This is a genomic window from Bacillus sp. V5-8f (genome assembly GCF_002863565.1).
Lineage (GTDB): Bacteria > Bacillota > Bacilli > Bacillales > DSM-1321 > Peribacillus.
Genome location: NZ_PGUW01000015.1, coordinates 133,600 through 152,426, shown reverse-complemented (window position 1 = coordinate 152,426; position 18,827 = coordinate 133,600). Strand labels below are relative to the sequence as shown.

The window sequence follows — 18,827 nt, the reverse complement described above, 5'->3', positions numbered from 1 at the left end:
GAATTAATATGGAATCACTGCAACTGAAATGGTAACGTTTCCTGACTTCTTCTTTACCAGTTCCAATTTTTCCGCACCGCTGTACATTCGCGCAGCTGGCTCGCTGACACCATAAGCACCCGTATATTTAAATACCGTTTCTGATGGCTCTACAAGTTCCAACGCGTTCAGTTCACTCGCTGTATAACAGACAAATTCCCAACTATTTTTCTTTACAATCTCCAGCAATCCTGGTTCATCCTTTTTCAACTCAATAGTACAAAGCGCTTTGACGCTTTTGATGGAAAAGTTTAAATCCGATAACGTTTTATCAATTACCGTTTCAATTTCTTCAGCCGAAGTGCCACGGTTACAGCCCATTCCCAATACGAGCACCTTAGGCCGATAAAGCACTCCATTATGTAATATTTGGTTTTCCTGTTGTGAAAGATTTCTATGGGTGACTACAAGTGCAGCAGCAGGCTTAGCTTCAATAGCTTGAGATACAGTGGAATACACCTTTATATTATCTGGGAGCGGGCGGTCATAGTGCCACCATTCCTTCTCCCCTGACTCCTGTACGACTGCGATTTCTTCTTCATTTACAACTGCAGCACTTACCTGTGTCAATTTGTCGGCCGACTCCCATACCCAGCCAAAGCGTTTTCCAAATAAATCAACGGGTATGGTTTCCTGTACATCAGAAGCCGTTGTAATAACGGGACGCGCGCTAAGAACAGCGGCTACCTCTCGTGTTAACTCATTAGCTCCGCCGATATGTCCTGAAAGTACACTGATAACGTGCTCACCCTTATCATCAATTACGACAACGGCAGGATCCGTTTTTTTATCCTTTAATATAGGGGCAATCATCCGTACAACTGCCCCCAGAGATATAATCAGAATAATTCCATTGTAGACTTCAAAAAGAGACGGCAGCAGAAGGCGAACGCTTCCGGTGAACATTTGAATGCTGCGGGCTTTTTCATCTCCCTTTTCAAATTTGCTCATATAATAGACATCTGCGTTCTGAAAAGATTGCCCAAGTGACCTTGCAATGTCTACTCCGTGCTTTGTAATCGCTACAATTGCATAATCACCTTGCTGTGCAACGGTAGGCTTTTTCTCCTCCTGCAGCTCTAAAATCATGCCTCCACCCCCCGACGGTATCCATGGGTGAAGGATTTATCATAAAGCTTTGAACGGTACTCCTTCTGATGAATGTTTGCATCGAGTGCCCATCCGGCCAAAATCATTGCCTGTTTACGAATACCATTAACACGCATTGCCTCATCCAACTGGCTGAGAGTGGTGCGTACGATCTTTTGATCGGGCCATGATGCCTTATAAACGACTGCAACAGGAGTATTTTCACTCCATCCGCCATCAACCAATTCCTTAACCACTTTTTTGGTTAAGGTAGCGCTTAAAAATAGGGCAATCGTGCAATTATGCTTTGCTAAATCCCGAAGCTTTTCATATTCAGGAACAGGAGTTCTTCCTTCGGCCCTTGTCAAGATAACGGTTTGTGTTAAATCGGGGATTGTAAGCTCAGCTTGAGCCGCTGCAGCAGCAGCAAACACAGAGCTTACACCCGGAACAATCTCCACTTCGATTCTCTCCTGTTTCAAAAGAACCATTTGTTCCATGATTGCACCGTACACAGCTGGATCTCCAGTATGGACACGAACAACCATCTTCCCTGCATGGATTCTGTCGACCATGATTTTGACCATTTCGTCCAAGTGCATTCCCGCTGTTTTCAACACTTCGGCATCAGGTTTGGATTTCGCAATTAACTCTTCATTAACAAGGGAATCTGCATAAAGGACAACATCCGCTTCCTGAAGCAGCTTTAACCCTTTAACAGTGATTAAATCAGGGTCCCCCGGGCCGGCACCAATGATATAAAGCTTCATTTTCTCACCACCATTAACGTAAGATATTCCAGATCTGCTCCCTCAAGCTCGTCAGCCTTCCAGATAATTTCCTCGTCAGACGTAACCTTGGTCACAACAGAAGCTTTGTGCAGCAAATCTAGGTCACGCAAAACCATGAGCATCAAGTCGATCACCTTGGCGACTTTTATAAAAATGACACAATCATTATCTTCGATCATTTTTTTCATTGTTTCATAGTCGTCCCTGGCAGGGATGATTGCGACATGCTCATCTCCATCAGCTAAAGGGATTCCAAGCCTGGCTGCCGCTCCGTTTATCGATGAAATACCTGGTACAACCTCAATCGGCACATCAGGATGGCGCTCTTGCATTAAACGCATTATATGTATAAATGTACTGTAAAGAAGGGGATCTCCTTCGGTTACAAAGGCAACATCCTTGCCCTCATTCAGCCTTTCCCACACGCTTTCGACCGTTTCTCCCCATTTTCTTTCCAATGTAGCTGCATCCTTTGTCATCGGAAACACAAGCCCGAGCATTTCTTTTTCACTAGGATGAAAATAGGAGTCTATAATTCTCTGTGCGTAACTTTTACTTCCTCTTTGTTTCTTAGGGTAAGCAATCACAGGAGATTCCTTTAATTTACGGTATGCCTTTACAGTGATTAGCTCCGGATCTCCAGGTCCTACTCCTAAACCGTATAATGTACCAAGCATATTATTCCCCTTCCTGGCGCCTGGCGGCTATTATGTATATAGGATTCAATGCATCAAAGCGTGTTAAATTAAGAATCGGCTTGCTTCTGGATATTTGGGCAAGCGTAATATCTGTTTCAAACCCACGCTGTTTAAATGCTGCTATTGCCTCTGCCAAATTCTCAATTGTGACTGCATTTAATACAATGCGGCCGCCTTTCTTTAGCCGGCTGCAGCAAATATTCAAAATTCCTTCCATTCCTCCTGCTGTTCCTCCGATAAAAACAGCATCCGGATCAGAAAACGCTTCTAATCCTACCGGTGCTTTTCCTTGGACAACGGTTGCATCCACCCGGAATTTTCCCAGGTTCTGCTTGCAATTTTCAAGGTCTGCCTCATTCTTTTCGATGGCGCATATTTCGCCTTCACGAGCTATTTTTGCTGCTTCGATGGCCACTGAACCTGTACAGGTTCCGATATCCCAGACTACGCTGTTTTCCTTTAAACGGAGTGAGCTTATGCTTAATGTCCGAATTTCCCTCTTCGTAATCAATCCTTTATCAGGCTTCCGCTGGATAAACTCCTGATCATCAATTCCGAGTGTCCATGACTTACTTTCAGATATTTTTTTCAAAATAACGAGATTAAGTGTTGAAAATTCTGCGTCCCTCATCTCCTCGAGATCAAACCAACGGCACCTTTCGCCAGGCCCGCCCAGGTTTTCAGTGACAAACGCCCGGTATTCCGTCATGTGAAAGGAAAGAAGATACTGTGCAATTTTATTTGGGGAATTTTCAGTATCCGTTAAAATAGCGATCTTTTCCCTTCCATCTATTCTCTGGGCAAGGCCTTTCATGCTTCTTCCATGCACGCTGACAAAGTATGCATCCTGCCAGCGTTCTCCCATCCTTGCAAACGCAAGCTGAACCGAGCTTAAATAAGGATAGATCTGAACTGATAATTTGTTCGATAAGTAGCTTCCTATCCCAAAAAACAAAGGATCCCCAGAAGCTAGGATAACGACATCCCTTGTTTCATCCTTTATGCGTTCAACCAGTGAGGACACTCCGCCCTCAATAACCATTTTTTCACCTTCATAATCGGGAAAAAAAGAAAGTTGACGCTTTCCACCGATTAAAACGCTGCTGTCATAAATCCATCTTTCATATAAAGGCAACAAGCTTTGTTTTCCGTCATCACCAATTCCAATCATTTTAATCGATGCCGCCATTATTACGCACCGCCCTTCCCAAAAATTCGCCTTTCATCGTATACAATGAGGTATCAACCACCATGCCCCCGCCTATTTCCTTTAATGCGGAATCACAGCAATATCCGCATAGCTGTTCAAAAAATTGCAGATATCCATGCTCTCGCATGATGTCCCCAACCTGCGAAGCGGTATTGGCTGTCCTGATTTCCTCAACGAGAGAAGCAGGAGCGCCGGCTTCATCGGCTGCTTTGGCTAAAAAATCAAAATCAACCGGTGCGCTTTTTGAATGAACCATCATGATCCCTTGGGCTACCTTTGAAAACTTTCCCATCATGCCGACCAGGGAAACTCTTTTCATGCCCTGTCGCGTGCTCTGTTTTAAGGTAAAACCAACAAAGTCTCCCATTTCTATGAAGGCTTCTTCTGGCAGTTCAGGAAACTGCTTCATGGCATACTTTTCACTCCGGCCCCCAGTCGTAATAACAATGTGATTACAGCCGCTTGCTTTTGCTACACTGATTGCTTGAACAATACTTGCCTTGTATGCCGCAGTGGAAAAGGGAACAACAATCCCGCGTGTGCCTAATATAGATATTCCGCCAATAATGCCCAGACGTGCATTCAAAGTCTTTTTTGCCATTTCCTCGCCATCCGGGACAGAAATCACAATCTTGATTCCTTTTTCTATTCCAAATTCCTTCAAAACTGCTTCAGCAGTTTCCGCAATCATCTTACGAGGTACAGGATTGATAGCTGCCTCCCCTACTGGAACCGGCAAACCCGGCTTCGTTACCCGGCCGACACCTATTCCGCCATCCAGACTTATGCCAGGCTCACCGGACCAGGAAACCTCCGAAATAATCAAAGCCCCATGTGTTGCGTCCGGGTCGTCTCCGGCATCTTTAATAACACTTGCGGTTGCCATTTTTCCAGTTAGGTCACAGCTTTCTATCTGAAAGGTGGCAAAGCGCTTAACCGGTAAATATATGGTTGCTTCTGTTTGTTCTTCTCCTGTAATTAAAGCGGTCAGTGCCGCCTTGGTTGCAGCAGTTGCGCATGATCCGGTTGTATACCCTTCGCGCAGCTTTTTTTGCTCCTTTGGAACCTCTTTCATGTTTACACCTTGTGTGCAAGAATGGAAATTGCATTTAAGGCTGCAACGGTAATAGTACTGCCGCCCTTTCTGCCGATATTTGTAATGTAAGGGACATCCAATTTGGCTAATTCTTCTTTTGACTCTGGTGCTGAAACGAACCCGACCGGCAGCCCGATTACAAGGCTTGGCTTTGCTTCGCCTTCTTTAATCAGGCGGATTAGCTCAAGTAAAGCTGTTGGCGCATTCCCGATGGCAAAAATACCTCCATCCGCTTCCTTCACTGCTTTTCTCATCGAAATGATGGCACGGGTAGTATTTAAACGTTTTGCCTCTTCCATCACGTCGGGATCTGAAATATAAACTTTAATTTCTCCGCCATACTTTTCAATACGTGCCTTATTAGCTCCAACCTGAACCATTTGCACATCTGCTACTACCTTTTTTCCGCTTCGGATGGCGCGAATGCCTGCTTGTATGGCATCCGAATGAAAGAGGACGCTTTTGCCTAAATCAAAATCGGCAGATGCATGAATAATTCGCTGTACAATGGGATATTGTTCCTCTGTATAGGAATGCTCCCCAATTTCATCATCAATCATTTGAAAGCTTATGCCTTCAATTTGTTCTGGCTGTACAGTGACTGGTTTAAATTCTGTAAGAAAATCCATTGTGTTCACTCCTTTGTTAAAATGAAGATGGCTGTATGGCTTTGTGAGCCGCATTCTTTTTTAATGCCTTCATAACATCCTCAAACTTTGAATAGACCGTTCCATAATTGATTTGGGGCCGTCCAATTAAGATGATCTCAATTCCAAGTTCCTTGGCAGCTTCCACTTTTTCGTCAACAGACCCCACTTTGCCGCTTTCCTTTGTAACCATAACTGTGACGTCATATTGTTTATAAAGAGCCCGATCAAACTCCTTCGTAAAGGGCCCCTGTATGGCTACAATATCTTTTTGCGGCAGGCCCAACTGTTCGCATTTTTCCATATTATCGATTCTCGGTAGCATGCGGGCGACAAGCCGAATATTTGGGTTTCCTAATAGCCTTTCGGTGAAAATCTGTAAGGTTTTGCTCCCTGTTGTCAGCATAACAACCCCTTTTTTTGTGGCTGCCAAATCTGCAGCTTTCTCATAGCTATCTACTACACTTAATTTTTCATATTCATACGATTGGGAATCCCGCTCATATCTGATATAGGGTATCTTCGTTTGCTCTGCTGCACTGATTGCATTCCTGGATGCTTCTTCTGCAAATGGATGACTTGCATCAATAATGGCGTGTATACCTTTTGTTTGGATCAAACCCACCATATCTTCACGTTTTAGACGACCGGCTTGTACAGGAATTCCGGCGTGTTTCATTTCAGTTGCTGCATTTTCGGTTACAACAGTTGAAAGGAGATTGTAGCCTGAATCCTTCATTTTAATTGTCAGTGCCCGTGCATCGCTTGTTCCGGCAAGAACCAGGATCATGTTAAATCCCCTACCTTCTCCCCTTGTTGAACAGGTTGTGGCGCATGCTCGTGCTCTTGGTGGTCATGATGATGATGGCCATGGTCGTGATCATGATCATGATGGCCATGGTCATGATCGTGATGATGGTGATGATGGATATGCTCCATGGCATTGAGGCGGTATTGGCAAGTGTCACAGTTCATTTTTACTTCATCCTGAAGCGCTTCTTCTGCCCTGTCCTTCAAAATGGTCTGTAACTTAGGGTGATAGCCGAAATAACCCGCTAATTTGAATTCCACGTTCGGATACTGATTGGGGTACTGAGCGATCATTTCCTCTAAACGCTTGATTAATATTCCGGTGAACAAAAAGTATGGCAGGATTACGACTTTCTTTGCTCCTAGCTTCACACACCGATCAATTCCTTCATCGACAAGCGGGGCCGTTACCCCCATGAAAGCAGGTTCTACAATTTTATAATTCGTCTTTTCCCAAAGAAGTCTAGTAATCTTGTATAAATCGCTATTGGCGTCGGGATCACTTCCGCCTCTCCCTAACAGAAGGACAGCTGTATCATCGGAGGGATTTTGCCAATCCTCCCCTGCCTCTTCCAATCTGGTTTTTAAAATTTCAAATGTCTCCTCATGCACGCCTATAGGGCGTCCGTATGTAAATTTAATATGGGGATATGTTATCTTTGCATCATCGATTGCCGCAGGAATATGAATCTTGGAGTGTCCTGCCTGAAGAAGCATGATAGGGATGACAACAATATGGTCAGCACCCTTTTGTACACAGATATCAATACCTTGATTTACCGTCGGACGTTCAAATTCCAGAAAACAAGTCTCAATCAGTATTGATTGATCCCAGCTTGCGCTCAAGTTATGAATAAACTGACGTACTTGGTGATTTCCTTCAGGATCTCTGCTTCCATGGCCAACGAACAGAATTGCTTTCATAATTGATTCCTCCTTTTAATGTAAACCAAATTAAATTTTCAAACGATATAAAGGATTAATCTCCGCATGCCGCCACTTCTATTTTTAAGTCCGGGGTTATATCCTTAAATTCAAATCCGTTTACTTGTTTTACACGCTTAAAAAACTTATGAAAACGCTCATTCGGATGGCCCTTATCTTTATACTCCTGTATAATCCCCTCAATGACGCCTACAATCTGATCCGGTGCGATCCCTTCAGCAACAAATTGTCCGGCATGAGCGTTTCTTCCTGCTGTTTTGGCTCCTAAGAATAAATCAAAAGCTCCTTTCCGGTACACGATGCCGATGTCGTCTTTAACAGCCCCGTAGCATGCCATTCCACAACCGTTAACTCCAAGTTTCAGTTCCTTTGGAAGCTCCATTCCTCCTAGCTTTTGCTGAAGCTCTTCTGCATATGGGATGGAGTCCTTCTTCTCCCCATCACAAAAGTCGCACGCTTTTACCGTTAAAACATGACCTACAGGAGATAGTAAAAATTTTGCTGCGTTGAGTTTTTCTATCACACTATCAGGATCTGAGGTTGCGATCTTAAGCTTAATATGGTGATCCGGGCTGTATTCCATATCGCCTTCTTCTCCTACTGTCTCCGCTAGCACCATTAATTGTTGTGGAGTGAACTTTTTGTTGGCAACACCCGGACTTACAGCAAGCTCAAAAATTGATTGGATAGGCTGGCTGATGAGCGGTTTTTCATTCTGCTCATGGTTTTCACCCAAGATACGCTTTAGGGCTTCCTCAGCAATTTCTTTAGAAGAGGATAATGCTTTTATCTTTTTATTTGCAGGAACTCCCACCGGCTGGTCCAACTGTTCGAGAGCCCATGGCTCAGCTTCTTTTTTCAAGCGTTGGCTAGGTTTTAATGCCTGCTCTTTCCCAGTTAATGTATACTTCCTTTGGTATCCGCGCGGGGTAATCATCAACCCATCATAAAAGAAAGTCGAAGAGTTCCCGATCAAAACGGTAGTTAACATACCAATATCATGATCAAGCATGTCCTTTAAATTTGTCATCACAACATGCTGTCTATCACGGAATGCGCTTTTTACCAGGCCTACAGGAGTATCAGGTGAACGATATTTGAGCAATATTCTTTGGGCTTCAACGATCTGCCTCGTTCTTCTTCCGCTTTTTGGATTGTACAGCGCTATCACAAAATCCGCCTGCGCTGCTGCATCAATTCGCTTCTCAATTAATGTCCAAGGGGTGAGATGGTCACTTAAGCTGATTGTGCATGCATCATGCATGACAGGGGCTCCCAATAAAGAAGCACAGGAGTTGATTGCGGATATTCCAGGTATTATTTCTACTTCCACCCCTGTTTCCCTGGTCCATCCCTTTTCGATTAATACCTCATAAATAAGGCCAGCCATACCATAGACTCCAGCATCACCACTGGAAATCACGGCAACCTTCTTCCCGTTTTCAGCCTGCTTAACAGCTTCTTGGGCACGGCTTACCTCTTCCGTCATTCCCGTACTAATCACTTCCTGTACTGTTAATAATCCTTCAATTAATTCCACATAAGTTTTATATCCAATAATGATATTGCTTTCTTGAATGGCTTCTCTTGCCCTTTTTGTAATGTGTTCATAACTCCCAGGGCCAAACCCTATTACTAACAGTTTCCCTTTCATGTTAAGCCCCCCCTTTCAAGAATTCGATCAACAAAGTAGTTCCCAGTCCCAGGCTGTATAATCCTGTGATAGAACCTAGTATTATATAAAGCCGATTTTTAATTCTTGCTTTCAAAAATCCCCAAGTTAAGCAAATGGTAATGGCAACTGTTGAAATTAATAATCCAACAACAAATAAAATGAGCTGAGAGGTGGCTGCAGTATAGTTATTCAATCCCGCTGCATTAGTAAGCAGGGCAATTTGCGTCGGGCTTTCCACCCCGATTCCGTGGATAATTCCAATTACAAAGGCACTAACAATTCCCAATTTGATAGATGACAAACTCTTATTCTTGCTTCCTGTCTTCCTTTTGGAAAAGAAGGTCGCAATAAATTCATAAACAATTTTTAGCCGGCTTTTGTATTCATATTCGCTTCTTTGCTGTAAGAGCGAAAACAAAATAAATAGGCCTAGTATAATCAAGGTTAAACTGACAAGCACTTCCAAAAAGCTACGGGTCGCAACCGGAAGCTCAACACCGATAAAGATGGTGATCAATCCCATAATCAGCACAATCATGCCATGTCCAAACGCGTACATAATTCCTAAGGATAATTGTCTTCGTTTCTGTTTTTCACTGCCTACCATATCAGCAATTGCTGCCACATGGTCTCCATCTATTCCATGCCGCATGCCGATCATGACTGCCAAAAAAGCAAACGTTATTAGACCCATGCTACACACTCCTTTTTGATGTTTTAGAGATTCCTGTTACGCAGCCTGTCCTTTCTGGAGCCACAAAGCCATCTTGCCCATATTGGTATATGACGTTAGTACTAAAACCGTTTCCTGCCGCTAAGCCGTTACGTATAAGATTACTGCCAACCTCAGGTGTAACTTCTTTGTACCAGGTTCCCTCCGGGTAAACAATAACAACCGGCGCGTCCTTACATCTTCCATTACATCGCGTTCTAGTAGTATGAATAAAAGATTCTAGGTCCAGATTGGTGATTTCGTTTCGAATAGCCTGTGTTGCCTCTTCGCCTCCCTTTCGCATACAGCTGCTTCCGTTACAAATGAATATGTGATGCTTCGTGCCTTGTAAATTCCAAGTGGTCATTAGACATCTCCCTTTTCTTTAAGTTATGTAAAAAAAGACCCCTTAATAAGATAGGGGTCCAGAGCATACTAAATGTAAGAATACGTAATGAATCTTTCATTTATTCAGCGCTTCCACCTATGTCCCCGTAGGTATTAAAGAAGGTATCCAGACAAAGGCAGGTCTCCTGACTCAGGTTCATCATTTCATTGCGTCTTCCCAATAGATTCAGTGACTTTTGCAATGAAACTCCCCTTTACAGTGGCGGGTACCGTGACGGATTTTCACCGTTCTTCCCTTTTAAGTGCATTTCTTTCATGCACACCTTTGCCTAACTTATTAATTTGTGGATGAAAAACGATCTTTCAACAGACTTATATGGTGTTGCGGACAAATTCAAATGTATTTTAGACAGATTATTAAGATATCTTCAGCAAATCCCATAATTTTTTTGCACAAATCTCCCAAACCTCATTCTATGTATGTAAAATATAAAAAACACCCCTACTACTAGGGGTGCAAAATAAAATGGCAAATACTAATAACAATAGCATTTATGCAGCATTTCACCCATAGTCCCGTAGGTTAAAAGATTTATACATAGGTTAAGGCAGGTCTCCTGACTTAGGTTCACCATTTCATTGCGTCTTCCCGATTGGATTCAGTGACTTATGCAATGAAACTCCCCTTTACAGTGGCGGGTACCGTGACGGATTTTCACCGTTCTTCCCTTTTCATCCTTGAATCTTAGCATTTCAAGGAACCTTTCCTACATATTGAATTTTCATACTTAAAACGGTTTCATCTCTGTTAGTATATTATAAAACTCTAAAAAATTCTAATATTTTTAATTTTTATGCCATTTTTTCGTCTTTCAGTACTAAATGAATATTGTAAGATATATGAATAAGGCATTAAGATGAGTTATTCGAAATAATTTTTCATTTAGCCTATGTGTTTAAAGAGAATCCATATTTTTTATTTATTTTTTTAGCGATAGACTCCAAAAACTCTGTTACCATCATGCCTTCAATATCCCTGGTATACCATGCCAGTTTGGCATCTTTATGTTTTCCGTCGTAGGAGACTTCCAATGGCCAATACGTTTTTGTCGCATAAGTATAATCAAAGTGAACATAAAGCTCTTTTCCTTCAGGACTCTCAAGAATTACCTTATAATTCAGATTTTTGCCTTCTGTACTAAATTTTACCTTTCTGATTTTGGATAACATTCAATAACTCCTTTCCGTTACTTCATAGTTGTTTACCAATCACTATACTATCGGAAAGAGTGAGCAATCAATTAAATGGGTTAATAGAGATAAATTTAAATATAAAAAACTTGCAGAGATCTGCAAGCTTAAAATGAGCATTTTTTTACTACCAGTCAATATATTATTATTTCACTCTTGATAACGGTAACTGCTTGTCCTGCCAATATAACCCTGTCATTTTCTAAATGAATTTTCAGGATGCCGCCTCTTGAGGAAGCCTGATAGGCATTTAAATGAATTTTCTCTAACTTCTGGCTCCAATGGTGTGCAAGATAACAGTGAGCTGATCCAGTAACAGGATCTTCATCAATCCCTACTGCGGGATAAAAACATCTGGAGATAAAATCAAACTCATTTGATTTCGCCGTTACGATAATCCCTCTAGTTTGGACCATTTTTAACAAAGAGAAATTAGGTTCTATACTTTTCAGTACCTCTGCGGATTCAATTTCAATCAAGTAATCAAATCTATTTTGCCCTACGTAAAGGGGGTCTATGTTTAGTGCCTCCGTTAAGTCAGAGGGATAACTGCTGCATTCAACTCCAGCTTCCACCGGGAAGTTAAGATAAATCCATGAACCTTCTTTCTTTGCAGTCAAACGTCCGCTTTTTGTATGAAAAACAGCTTGCATATCGTTTTTTAAATGTTCAATTTCCCATAAAATATGAGCACTTGCCAAAGTTGCATGTCCGCACAATTCTACCTCAGCAACTGGAGTAAACCATCTTAGCGAGTAACCATCTTCAAACGGAAATAAGAACGCCGTCTCAGATAAATTCATTTCTGCCGCGATGTTTTGCATTTGAGAATCTTCCAACGGCTCAGTTGTGATACAGACACCAGCAGGGTTTCCTTTGTAGGCTTTATCTGTAAAAGCATCCACTACATAAATCGGTAGACCCATTTTCATCCCTCCATGTTCACATACTTATATAATATCTATTTTAATTTAAGGAGGAAATGATTAATTGGCTAAAAACCTCCGAATCTTCACACATCTTCAAGAGCAATAAAAAGATTCTCTTTGTAATTATGCTAAAGAATATTTCTACACGTGTTTATTTTGTAGGTTGTAGTGGTTTTTCAAAACAAATAAACAGATAGCAACCTTATACAGCTGCTATCCACTTAATTGCCTTTTCCCTTGTAAATTTAACAGGGCTGGGTGCTGGTATTAAGGGATTCTTTTATTTATAGATCTCACTGCCGGATTGTTTAAATTCTTCCGCTTTCCCTTTCATCCCTTCCTCAATGACAGATTCAAAAGCCACTCCCTTTTCATTTGCCATTTCCCGAATGTCCTGTGAAATTCTCATACTGCAGAATTTTGGACCGCACATGGAACAGAAGTGGGCTGTTTTTGCACCTTCTGCAGGAAGTGTTTCGTCATGATATTCCTCCGCTCTTTCAGGATCAAGAGATAAATGAAACTGATCCCGCCAGCGGAATTCAAATCTTGCTTTCGATAGGGCGTCGTCACGCTTTTGGGCTCCAGGATGACCCTTTGCGAGGTCAGCAGCATGTGCGGCAATTTTGTAGGTGATTACTCCTGTCCGGACATCTTCTTTATTTGGCAACCCAAGGTGTTCCTTCGGAGTTACATAGCAAAGCATTGCCGTCCCGAACCACCCAATCATGGCAGCCCCAATAGCAGACGTAATATGATCGTAACCCGGCGCAATATCAGTTGTAAGAGGGCCAAGTGTGTAAAATGGAGCCTCCTGGCAAATCTCCATCTGCTTATCCATGTTTTCTTTTATCAAATGCATAGGCACATGCCCTGGCCCTTCAATCATCACTTGTACATCATGCTTCCAGGCAATCTTTGTAAGCTCTCCTAATGTTTCTAATTCTCCAAATTGAGCTTCATCATTTGCATCCGCTATGGACCCGGGACGGAGTCCATCTCCTAAAGAAAAAGATACATCGTATGTTTTCATAATTTCACAGATATCTTCAAAATGAGTGTACAGGAAATTTTCTTTGTGATGTGCCAGGCACCATCTGGCCATAATGGAACCGCCCCTAGAGACAATCCCAGTTACACGTTTTGCTGTTAATGGTATATAACGAAGCAAAACTCCCGCATGGATAGTAAAATAATCAACACCTTGTTCTGCCTGCTCAATTAATGTGTCACGAAAAACTTCCCAATTTAAGTCTTCAGCAATCCCGTTTACTTTCTCCAACGCCTGATAAATAGGCACGGTTCCAACAGGTACTGGCGAATTGCGGATAATCCATTCCCTGGTTTTATGTATGTCTTTTCCGGTAGATAGATCCATGATGGTATCTGCTCCCCATCGTGTTGCCCACGTCATTTTTTCAACTTCTTGCTCAATGGAAGAAGTGACAGCTGAATTCCCTATATTTGCATTTATCTTCACGTGAAAACGGCTTCCAATGATCATTGGTTCACTTTCAGGATGATTAATGTTAGATGGTATAATAGCGCGCCCACGGGCCACTTCGTCGCGAACAAACTCAGGCGAGACATTTTCTCTTATGGAGATAAACTCCATCTCAGGGGTAATAATACCTTGACGCGCATAGTGTAATTGGGTTACGTTTTCCCTTATCTTTGCACGTAATGGGTTTCGTTTTAGTCCAGGAAAGGTGTCCAAATTTGTCCGGGGATCATCATTTTTATAACCATTATCTTCAGCTTTTCCTTCACGTCCCTCATACTCTTCTGCATCCCCGCGAGCAAGGATCCAATTACGCCGAATGGGATCCAGTCCCTTCCGGATATCAACGGATTGTTCAGAATCCGTATAAGGACCGCTTGTATCATACACACGCACAGGATTATTTTCTGTTGTTCCAGACGGTCCACTTGTCGGACTTAGTTGAATTTCACGCATAGGGACTTTGATGTCAGGTTTTGTGCCCTCGACATACACTTTCTTGCTTCCTGAAAAATTTGACATGATGGAAACATTCATTTCTGTTACTGAACGATTTGCCATAGCTTTAATCTCTCCTTTTTAATGATTAAAAAGGACGAAATCTAATTCCCATTTCAGCGGGAAAAGCCGGGTCTTTTTGAAAGACCCGGCTCACGTTAGCATGAACGAAATAATGACAATCCGTCATTATTATCACTATAATCTAACTTCCCCACGCTGGTATGAACCAGATCAGGTCCTGAGGGTTAAGAAACTTTAATGCGTTTCTCTCTCAGCCCAGCTAATTGGACACCCCTAGTTTTAATCTTTTAAATTGTCTAAATTGAATATAAACTGTATCAGGACATTTGTAAATAGTTCATTTTCCATGGTTTGATCCCTACGTTATGAGATTTTTCATAGCCTTTGGGTTATCCCCCACTATTTCAGGTGTACCATCTCATACGGATAAATATTTATATGTTCGCTTCTCATGCTTTGAACAAAACCCAAGAATGGATGTAAAATTGGGTTCGAATTAATAAATAGTACTTTTTGAAGTATTGGGTTCTCCATGATAACTAATGTTGATATACTTCTATTTATGTTCCAGAAAAAAAGGAGGAATGAAAAGTGACATTGCAGCAATTAAAATATGTGATCGAAATAGTCCTTTGCGGATCAATCAATGAAGCAGCACGGCGTTTATATATGTCGCAGCCAAGTTTATCAAAGGCCGTAAGAGAACTGGAGAAAGAACTAGGCTTCGAAATTTTCCTCCGTACTTCCAAAGGAATCACCCTTTCAACAGACGGGGCGGAATTCCTCGGGTATGCTCGCCAGGTCGTGGAGCAATCCGAGCTGCTGGAGCGCCGTTATTTTAATGCTACCCCCTCACGGCAGCTATTTTCCGTTTCCACGCAGCATTACGCTTTCGCGGTGAATGCGTTTGTTGAAATGATTAAAAAGCATGGCGCCCAGGAATACCAATTCACCCTCCGTGAAACCAGAACCTATGAAATAATTGAAGATGTGAAAAATTTGCGCAGTGAAATCGGGATCTTGTATATCAGTTCTTTTAATGAAAAAGTAATGCTTCAAATGATGAAGGATGAAGGGCTGGATTTCCATTTGCTTTTTGAAGCTAAGCCGCATATATTTGTCAGTGTTTCAAACCCGCTGGCCTCTAAATCATCTGTAACTCTTGAAGATTTGGAAGAATATCCGCGACTTTCCTTCGAACAGGGAGAATTTAATTCTTTTTATTACTCAGAAGAACTATTCAGTACGATTCCTCGTAATAAAAGCATTCATGTCAGTGACCGCGCTACCTTGTTCAATCTTTTAATTGGCCTAAATGGGTATACGATTTCAACCGGTATACTGAGTACGGATTTAAATGGTTCTAATATCGTTTCCGTACCGCTTGAAGAAGATGAGACTATATCAGTCGGCTGGATTGTGCATAAAAAAACAAGGCTAAGCAGAATGGCGAATATATATTTGGCTGAATTGAAGCAACTAATCGATTATTATTTAACACCTTGATATAGCTTTTAGCTATAGCTTACTATCAGAATTAACAGTTACGCTATAACCATTCTCCCATGCTATGATACAAACACATTAAACAGCTTAAGGGAGAAGAAACAATGAAAACAATAACAGAAAAAGCACCATTTTATTCTCTTATTTTCAGTGGCTTTTGGATCGTTGAAAGTTTAAAAGAATCACGAACCAATAATGTTAGAGAAAAGGAGATAAAACAGAATGCGAAAAATTAATGCTTCCGAAGTAATTGCTTCTAGCAGGTTAAATCGTTTTCATTTGCTGGTTTTTTTATGGTGTGTGTATGCAATTGGTTTTGATGGATTTGATATTGCCATGTACGGGGTTGGATTGCCATTAATGATGGAAGAGTTCGGGCTTTCTCCGGTCGAGGCGGGCGCTGTCGGCAGCTATACACTTATTGGAATGATGGTTGGTGCGTTTATTTTTGGTCCGCTCGCGGATATGATAGGACGAAAAAAAGTTCTGGCCATTTGCATGCTTTTATTCAGTTTGTTTTCCCTTTTGGCCGGTTTGGCACCAAATATAACGATTTTCACGATCATGCGTTTTATAGCTTCACTCGGGATGGGTGGTCTTATGCCGAACGTAATTTCTTTAATGACGGAATATTCACCGAAAAAGAACCGTGCGTTAATTGTCGCGACCATGTATTGCGGATATTCTATAGGGGGTATTCTTGCTTCTCTTATTGGGATGTATGTTATGGACGACTTAGGTTGGAGATTTTTGTACTGGCTTGGCATTATTCCGCTTTTCACCTTGCCTTTCTTTTTAAAAAAATTTCCTGAATCCCTTTCCTATTACATTGTTCGAAAAAAGGGAAAAGAGCTTGCAAACATATTAAATCAGGTTGACCCTATTGGAAATTACAAAGCAACAGATGATTATCAATATGAAACTGCAAAAGAAAGTGCGAAAGGCTTTCCAGTAAAAAAATTGTTTGCCAATAACCGCGCTGTGAGTACATTTGCTTTTTGGCTCATGGTATTCAGCTGTCTGATGATGATATACGGGTTAAACACATGGCTGCCAAAAATCATGCAGGAGTCCGGCTATGGATTAACGTCCAGCCTTTCGTTCAGCCTTGTCTTAGGAGTCGGCCAAATCGGAGGATCTTTGTTGGGCGGTTATTTAGTTGACCGAATCGGCCATCGCAAAGTACTACTATCAATGTATGTGCTTGGTGCGATTTGCTTTATTGCTCTTAGCATTACATCTAATCCACTTTTACTTTATATTTTGATTGCTCTAGGCGGTGCCTGCACAGGCGGAACACAAAACCTAGCGAATCCATACATTTCCGAGTTTTATCCGAAAGAGGTGCGCGCTACAGGAGTTGGAGTCACCGTTGGAGTCGGTCGAATCGGTGCAATCCTGGCCCCTCTTGTAATCGGACTGCTCCTAGCAACCACCCTTGAGCCGAAGAGTGCATTTATGGCGTTTGCCATTCCAAGCATTATTGGGTGTATCGCCCTTTGTTTTGTTCAGGAGAAATATGGCAGCTTCGACAGCCTGGAAGCTTCTGTATTGACTGACATGCGATTACATGAAATGACGAATAAAAAAGCAAACTAGAGGACAAAATCTGAGCCAGTGAAGGAGAATGTTACCTGATTGGAGTTGGGCTATGAAGGACAAAATCCTAGCCACCGGAAAGGAAAAGGTCCTTCAACAGAGCTTGCTGATTGTTTATATTGTATCTTCATGTACCTAACGTTCAACTCTTGCCTTCTTGTGTTTTTGCTTAAAGGGGCACCAGGTATGTACACCCAGCTAGCATACTATCTTCTTCATTCACAGTACTAACATAATCAGAGAAATACCAGATTTTTCAGTGAGAGCCCTGTTTTATTAGAGAAATTCTTATATTTTAATCAAAAATCCGGGTTTATGAGTGAGCCAATTTCCGGATTATAGTTAAACTTTCCGAGATTCATAAGCTAATTTCCGAAGCACTTATCATCGAATCTCAGAGACTTATCTACAAAATGCCCGTTTTATCTTCTTCACAACCGACTATCATTTTCATTGATTAACAGTCATTCTAGGGAATAGAAAAAAGTTCTATTCCCTACTTCCTTCCCCTTCAAATTTTCATTCCCGTACTTAGACGTTACCGGGTAGCAGGCATTCCAATTGCCTTTAGCTAAAGTTAATTTTCATGAACATGTAAAAGGATCAGGCAAATTACTCAATGAATTCCCCCTTTCATTTACAATTTTCACTACTTCAGTTTTTACTCCTACAGTAAATCGTAAATTATTGTACTCATTCCATTACACTTGTCCATTTTCGCAATAACAATGATTAACGTACAAGCCATTTTTAGTAGAAATCATATCATAATTTATAAAGGAAAACGGAGGGAATGATAAGATTTTGATCATACAAGGCAAGCATATTATCATTGATGCGTTCGAGTGCGATGCATTACATTTGAATAACATAACGTATTTAGAAGCTTTGTGCAATAAAGCGGCGATGGATGCAGGCATGGAGGTTTTAAACTCTTACTTCTACCCTTTTCAGCCACAGGGATTAACTGGATTTCTACTTTTATCAACATCACATCTGTCCATTCATACCTGGCCTGAAGAGAGATATGCGTCGTTAGATTTTTATACATGCGGGGATCAAGACCTTACTGCCCAAGTAGACTTTCTTATAAGAGGATTGTCTACAAAGAAAGCGATGGTATACTCCATGGAGCGGGGCGTTTCCCAACCTCAGTTGGTTAAGTTTAATGAAATGACAGCATTTGATCATTTAAAAGAAAAGACTTCACAGGAACTTGATTCCTAGACAGACCTAGCATCAGTATAATAAGCTCCCCGCTAAAAGGACAGGCGTATAGCGGGGTGGAATTATTCAAGGCGATAGATTCTATGTGGTTATGATGGGACGACCACGAATCTATCGCCTTTAACCATTTATGTTTTCAATTCAAAATAAGAGACGCCACCTATCATTTTTGGGTAAATCCTATGCTTCTTCCTGTAGAATGAAACACAAGTGATTTTTCATTTTGTGCACA

Annotated in this window: 18 protein-coding genes and 3 riboswitches; of the genes, 4 read left to right on the top strand and 14 right to left on the bottom strand. The window is 41.6% G+C overall.

Translation table 11 applies throughout. The annotated features are described in order from the left end of the window. Positions 1-3: 3 nt before the first annotated feature. The 14 genes from CUU64_RS15495 to thiC all read right to left on the bottom strand — a co-directional run bounded on the left by CUU64_RS15495 (position 4) and on the right by thiC (position 14,302). Positions 4-1,128: a cobalt-precorrin 5A hydrolase gene (locus tag CUU64_RS15495; protein ID WP_101634488.1), complete on the bottom strand. Its 1,125-nt coding sequence runs from the start codon at positions 1,126-1,128 to the stop codon at positions 4-6. Next, positions 1,125-1,898 (bottom strand): precorrin-4 C(11)-methyltransferase, encoded by a 774-nt coding sequence (gene cobM / locus CUU64_RS15490; RefSeq protein WP_101634487.1) that lies wholly within the window; start codon positions 1,896-1,898, stop codon positions 1,125-1,127. Before cobM ends, CUU64_RS15495 begins: the two co-directional genes overlap by 4 nt. Continuing rightward, positions 1,895-2,596 (bottom strand): precorrin-2 C(20)-methyltransferase, encoded by a 702-nt coding sequence (cobI, locus tag CUU64_RS15485; protein ID WP_101634486.1) that lies wholly within the window; start codon positions 2,594-2,596, stop codon positions 1,895-1,897. The genes cobM and cobI overlap by 4 nt, the downstream gene beginning before the upstream one ends. Before the next feature lies 1 nt (position 2,597). Further along, positions 2,598-3,806 (bottom strand): precorrin-6y C5,15-methyltransferase (decarboxylating) subunit CbiE, encoded by a 1,209-nt coding sequence (gene cbiE, locus CUU64_RS15480; RefSeq protein WP_101634485.1) that lies wholly within the window; start codon positions 3,804-3,806, stop codon positions 2,598-2,600. Continuing rightward, positions 3,790-4,902 (bottom strand): cobalt-precorrin-5B (C(1))-methyltransferase, encoded by a 1,113-nt coding sequence (locus CUU64_RS15475; protein ID WP_101634484.1) that lies wholly within the window; start codon positions 4,900-4,902, stop codon positions 3,790-3,792. The genes cbiE and CUU64_RS15475 overlap by 17 nt, the downstream gene beginning before the upstream one ends. Positions 4,903-4,904: 2 nt before the next feature. After that, positions 4,905-5,552: a precorrin-8X methylmutase gene (locus CUU64_RS15470; RefSeq protein ID WP_101634483.1), complete on the bottom strand. Its 648-nt coding sequence runs from the start codon at positions 5,550-5,552 to the stop codon at positions 4,905-4,907. Between the two features lie 16 nt (positions 5,553-5,568). Then, entirely contained in the window at positions 5,569-6,360 is a 792-nt protein-coding gene (gene cobK, locus CUU64_RS15465) for a precorrin-6A reductase (protein WP_101634482.1), read from the bottom strand. Next, positions 6,357-7,304, bottom strand: a complete 948-nt coding sequence (locus CUU64_RS15460) for a sirohydrochlorin chelatase (RefSeq protein WP_101634481.1) — start codon at positions 7,302-7,304, stop codon at positions 6,357-6,359. Before CUU64_RS15460 ends, cobK begins: the two co-directional genes overlap by 4 nt. Positions 7,305-7,359: 55 nt before the next feature. Continuing rightward, on the bottom strand, positions 7,360-8,979 hold the full coding sequence (gene cobJ / locus CUU64_RS15455; protein WP_101634480.1) for a precorrin-3B C(17)-methyltransferase: 1,620 nt from the start codon (positions 8,977-8,979) through the stop codon (positions 7,360-7,362). A gap of 1 nt (position 8,980) precedes the next feature. Next, on the bottom strand, positions 8,981-9,694 hold the full coding sequence (locus CUU64_RS15450; RefSeq protein WP_101634479.1) for a HoxN/HupN/NixA family nickel/cobalt transporter: 714 nt from the start codon (positions 9,692-9,694) through the stop codon (positions 8,981-8,983). 1 nt (position 9,695) lies between these two features. Further along, on the bottom strand, positions 9,696-10,079 hold the full coding sequence (locus CUU64_RS15445; RefSeq protein WP_101634478.1) for a (2Fe-2S) ferredoxin domain-containing protein: 384 nt from the start codon (positions 10,077-10,079) through the stop codon (positions 9,696-9,698). A gap of 139 nt (positions 10,080-10,218) precedes the next feature. Further along, positions 10,219-10,402: riboswitch (cobalamin riboswitch) on the bottom strand. 248 nt (positions 10,403-10,650) lie between these two features. After that, positions 10,651-10,840, bottom strand: a riboswitch (cobalamin riboswitch). Positions 10,841-11,008: 168 nt separating this feature from the next. Then, on the bottom strand, positions 11,009-11,290 hold the full coding sequence (locus tag CUU64_RS15440) for a hypothetical protein (protein WP_101634477.1): 282 nt from the start codon (positions 11,288-11,290) through the stop codon (positions 11,009-11,011). A gap of 155 nt (positions 11,291-11,445) precedes the next feature. Next, positions 11,446-12,237 carry a PhzF family phenazine biosynthesis protein gene (locus tag CUU64_RS15435; protein WP_101634476.1) on the bottom strand — a complete coding sequence of 264 codons (792 nt, stop codon included), beginning with the start codon at positions 12,235-12,237 and terminating at the stop codon, positions 11,446-11,448. A gap of 283 nt (positions 12,238-12,520) precedes the next feature. Continuing rightward, positions 12,521-14,302, bottom strand: coding sequence for a phosphomethylpyrimidine synthase ThiC (thiC, locus tag CUU64_RS15430; RefSeq protein ID WP_101634475.1), 1,782 nt, complete (start codon positions 14,300-14,302; stop codon positions 12,521-12,523). 131 nt (positions 14,303-14,433) lie between these two features. Then, positions 14,434-14,548, bottom strand: a riboswitch (TPP riboswitch). Positions 14,549-14,854: 306 nt separating this feature from the next. Between thiC and CUU64_RS15425 the strand changes: the two genes are divergently transcribed. From CUU64_RS15425 to speD, 4 genes are all read left to right on the top strand, one after another. Beyond that, the gene (locus CUU64_RS15425) at positions 14,855-15,769 is read left to right on the top strand and encodes a LysR family transcriptional regulator (protein WP_101634474.1); all 915 of its coding nucleotides are present in this window, start codon (positions 14,855-14,857) and stop codon (positions 15,767-15,769) included. 104 nt (positions 15,770-15,873) lie between these two features. Then, the gene (locus CUU64_RS22700; RefSeq protein ID WP_257985547.1) at positions 15,874-16,005 is read left to right on the top strand and encodes a hypothetical protein; all 132 of its coding nucleotides are present in this window, start codon (positions 15,874-15,876) and stop codon (positions 16,003-16,005) included. Next, positions 15,992-17,368: an MFS transporter gene (locus tag CUU64_RS15420; RefSeq protein WP_101634473.1), complete on the top strand. Its 1,377-nt coding sequence runs from the start codon at positions 15,992-15,994 to the stop codon at positions 17,366-17,368. Before CUU64_RS22700 ends, CUU64_RS15420 begins: the two co-directional genes overlap by 14 nt. Positions 17,369-18,172: 804 nt before the next feature. After that, positions 18,173-18,595 (top strand): adenosylmethionine decarboxylase, encoded by a 423-nt coding sequence (gene speD, locus CUU64_RS15415; protein ID WP_101634472.1) that lies wholly within the window; start codon positions 18,173-18,175, stop codon positions 18,593-18,595. The last annotated feature ends 232 nt before the right edge of the window (positions 18,596-18,827 follow it).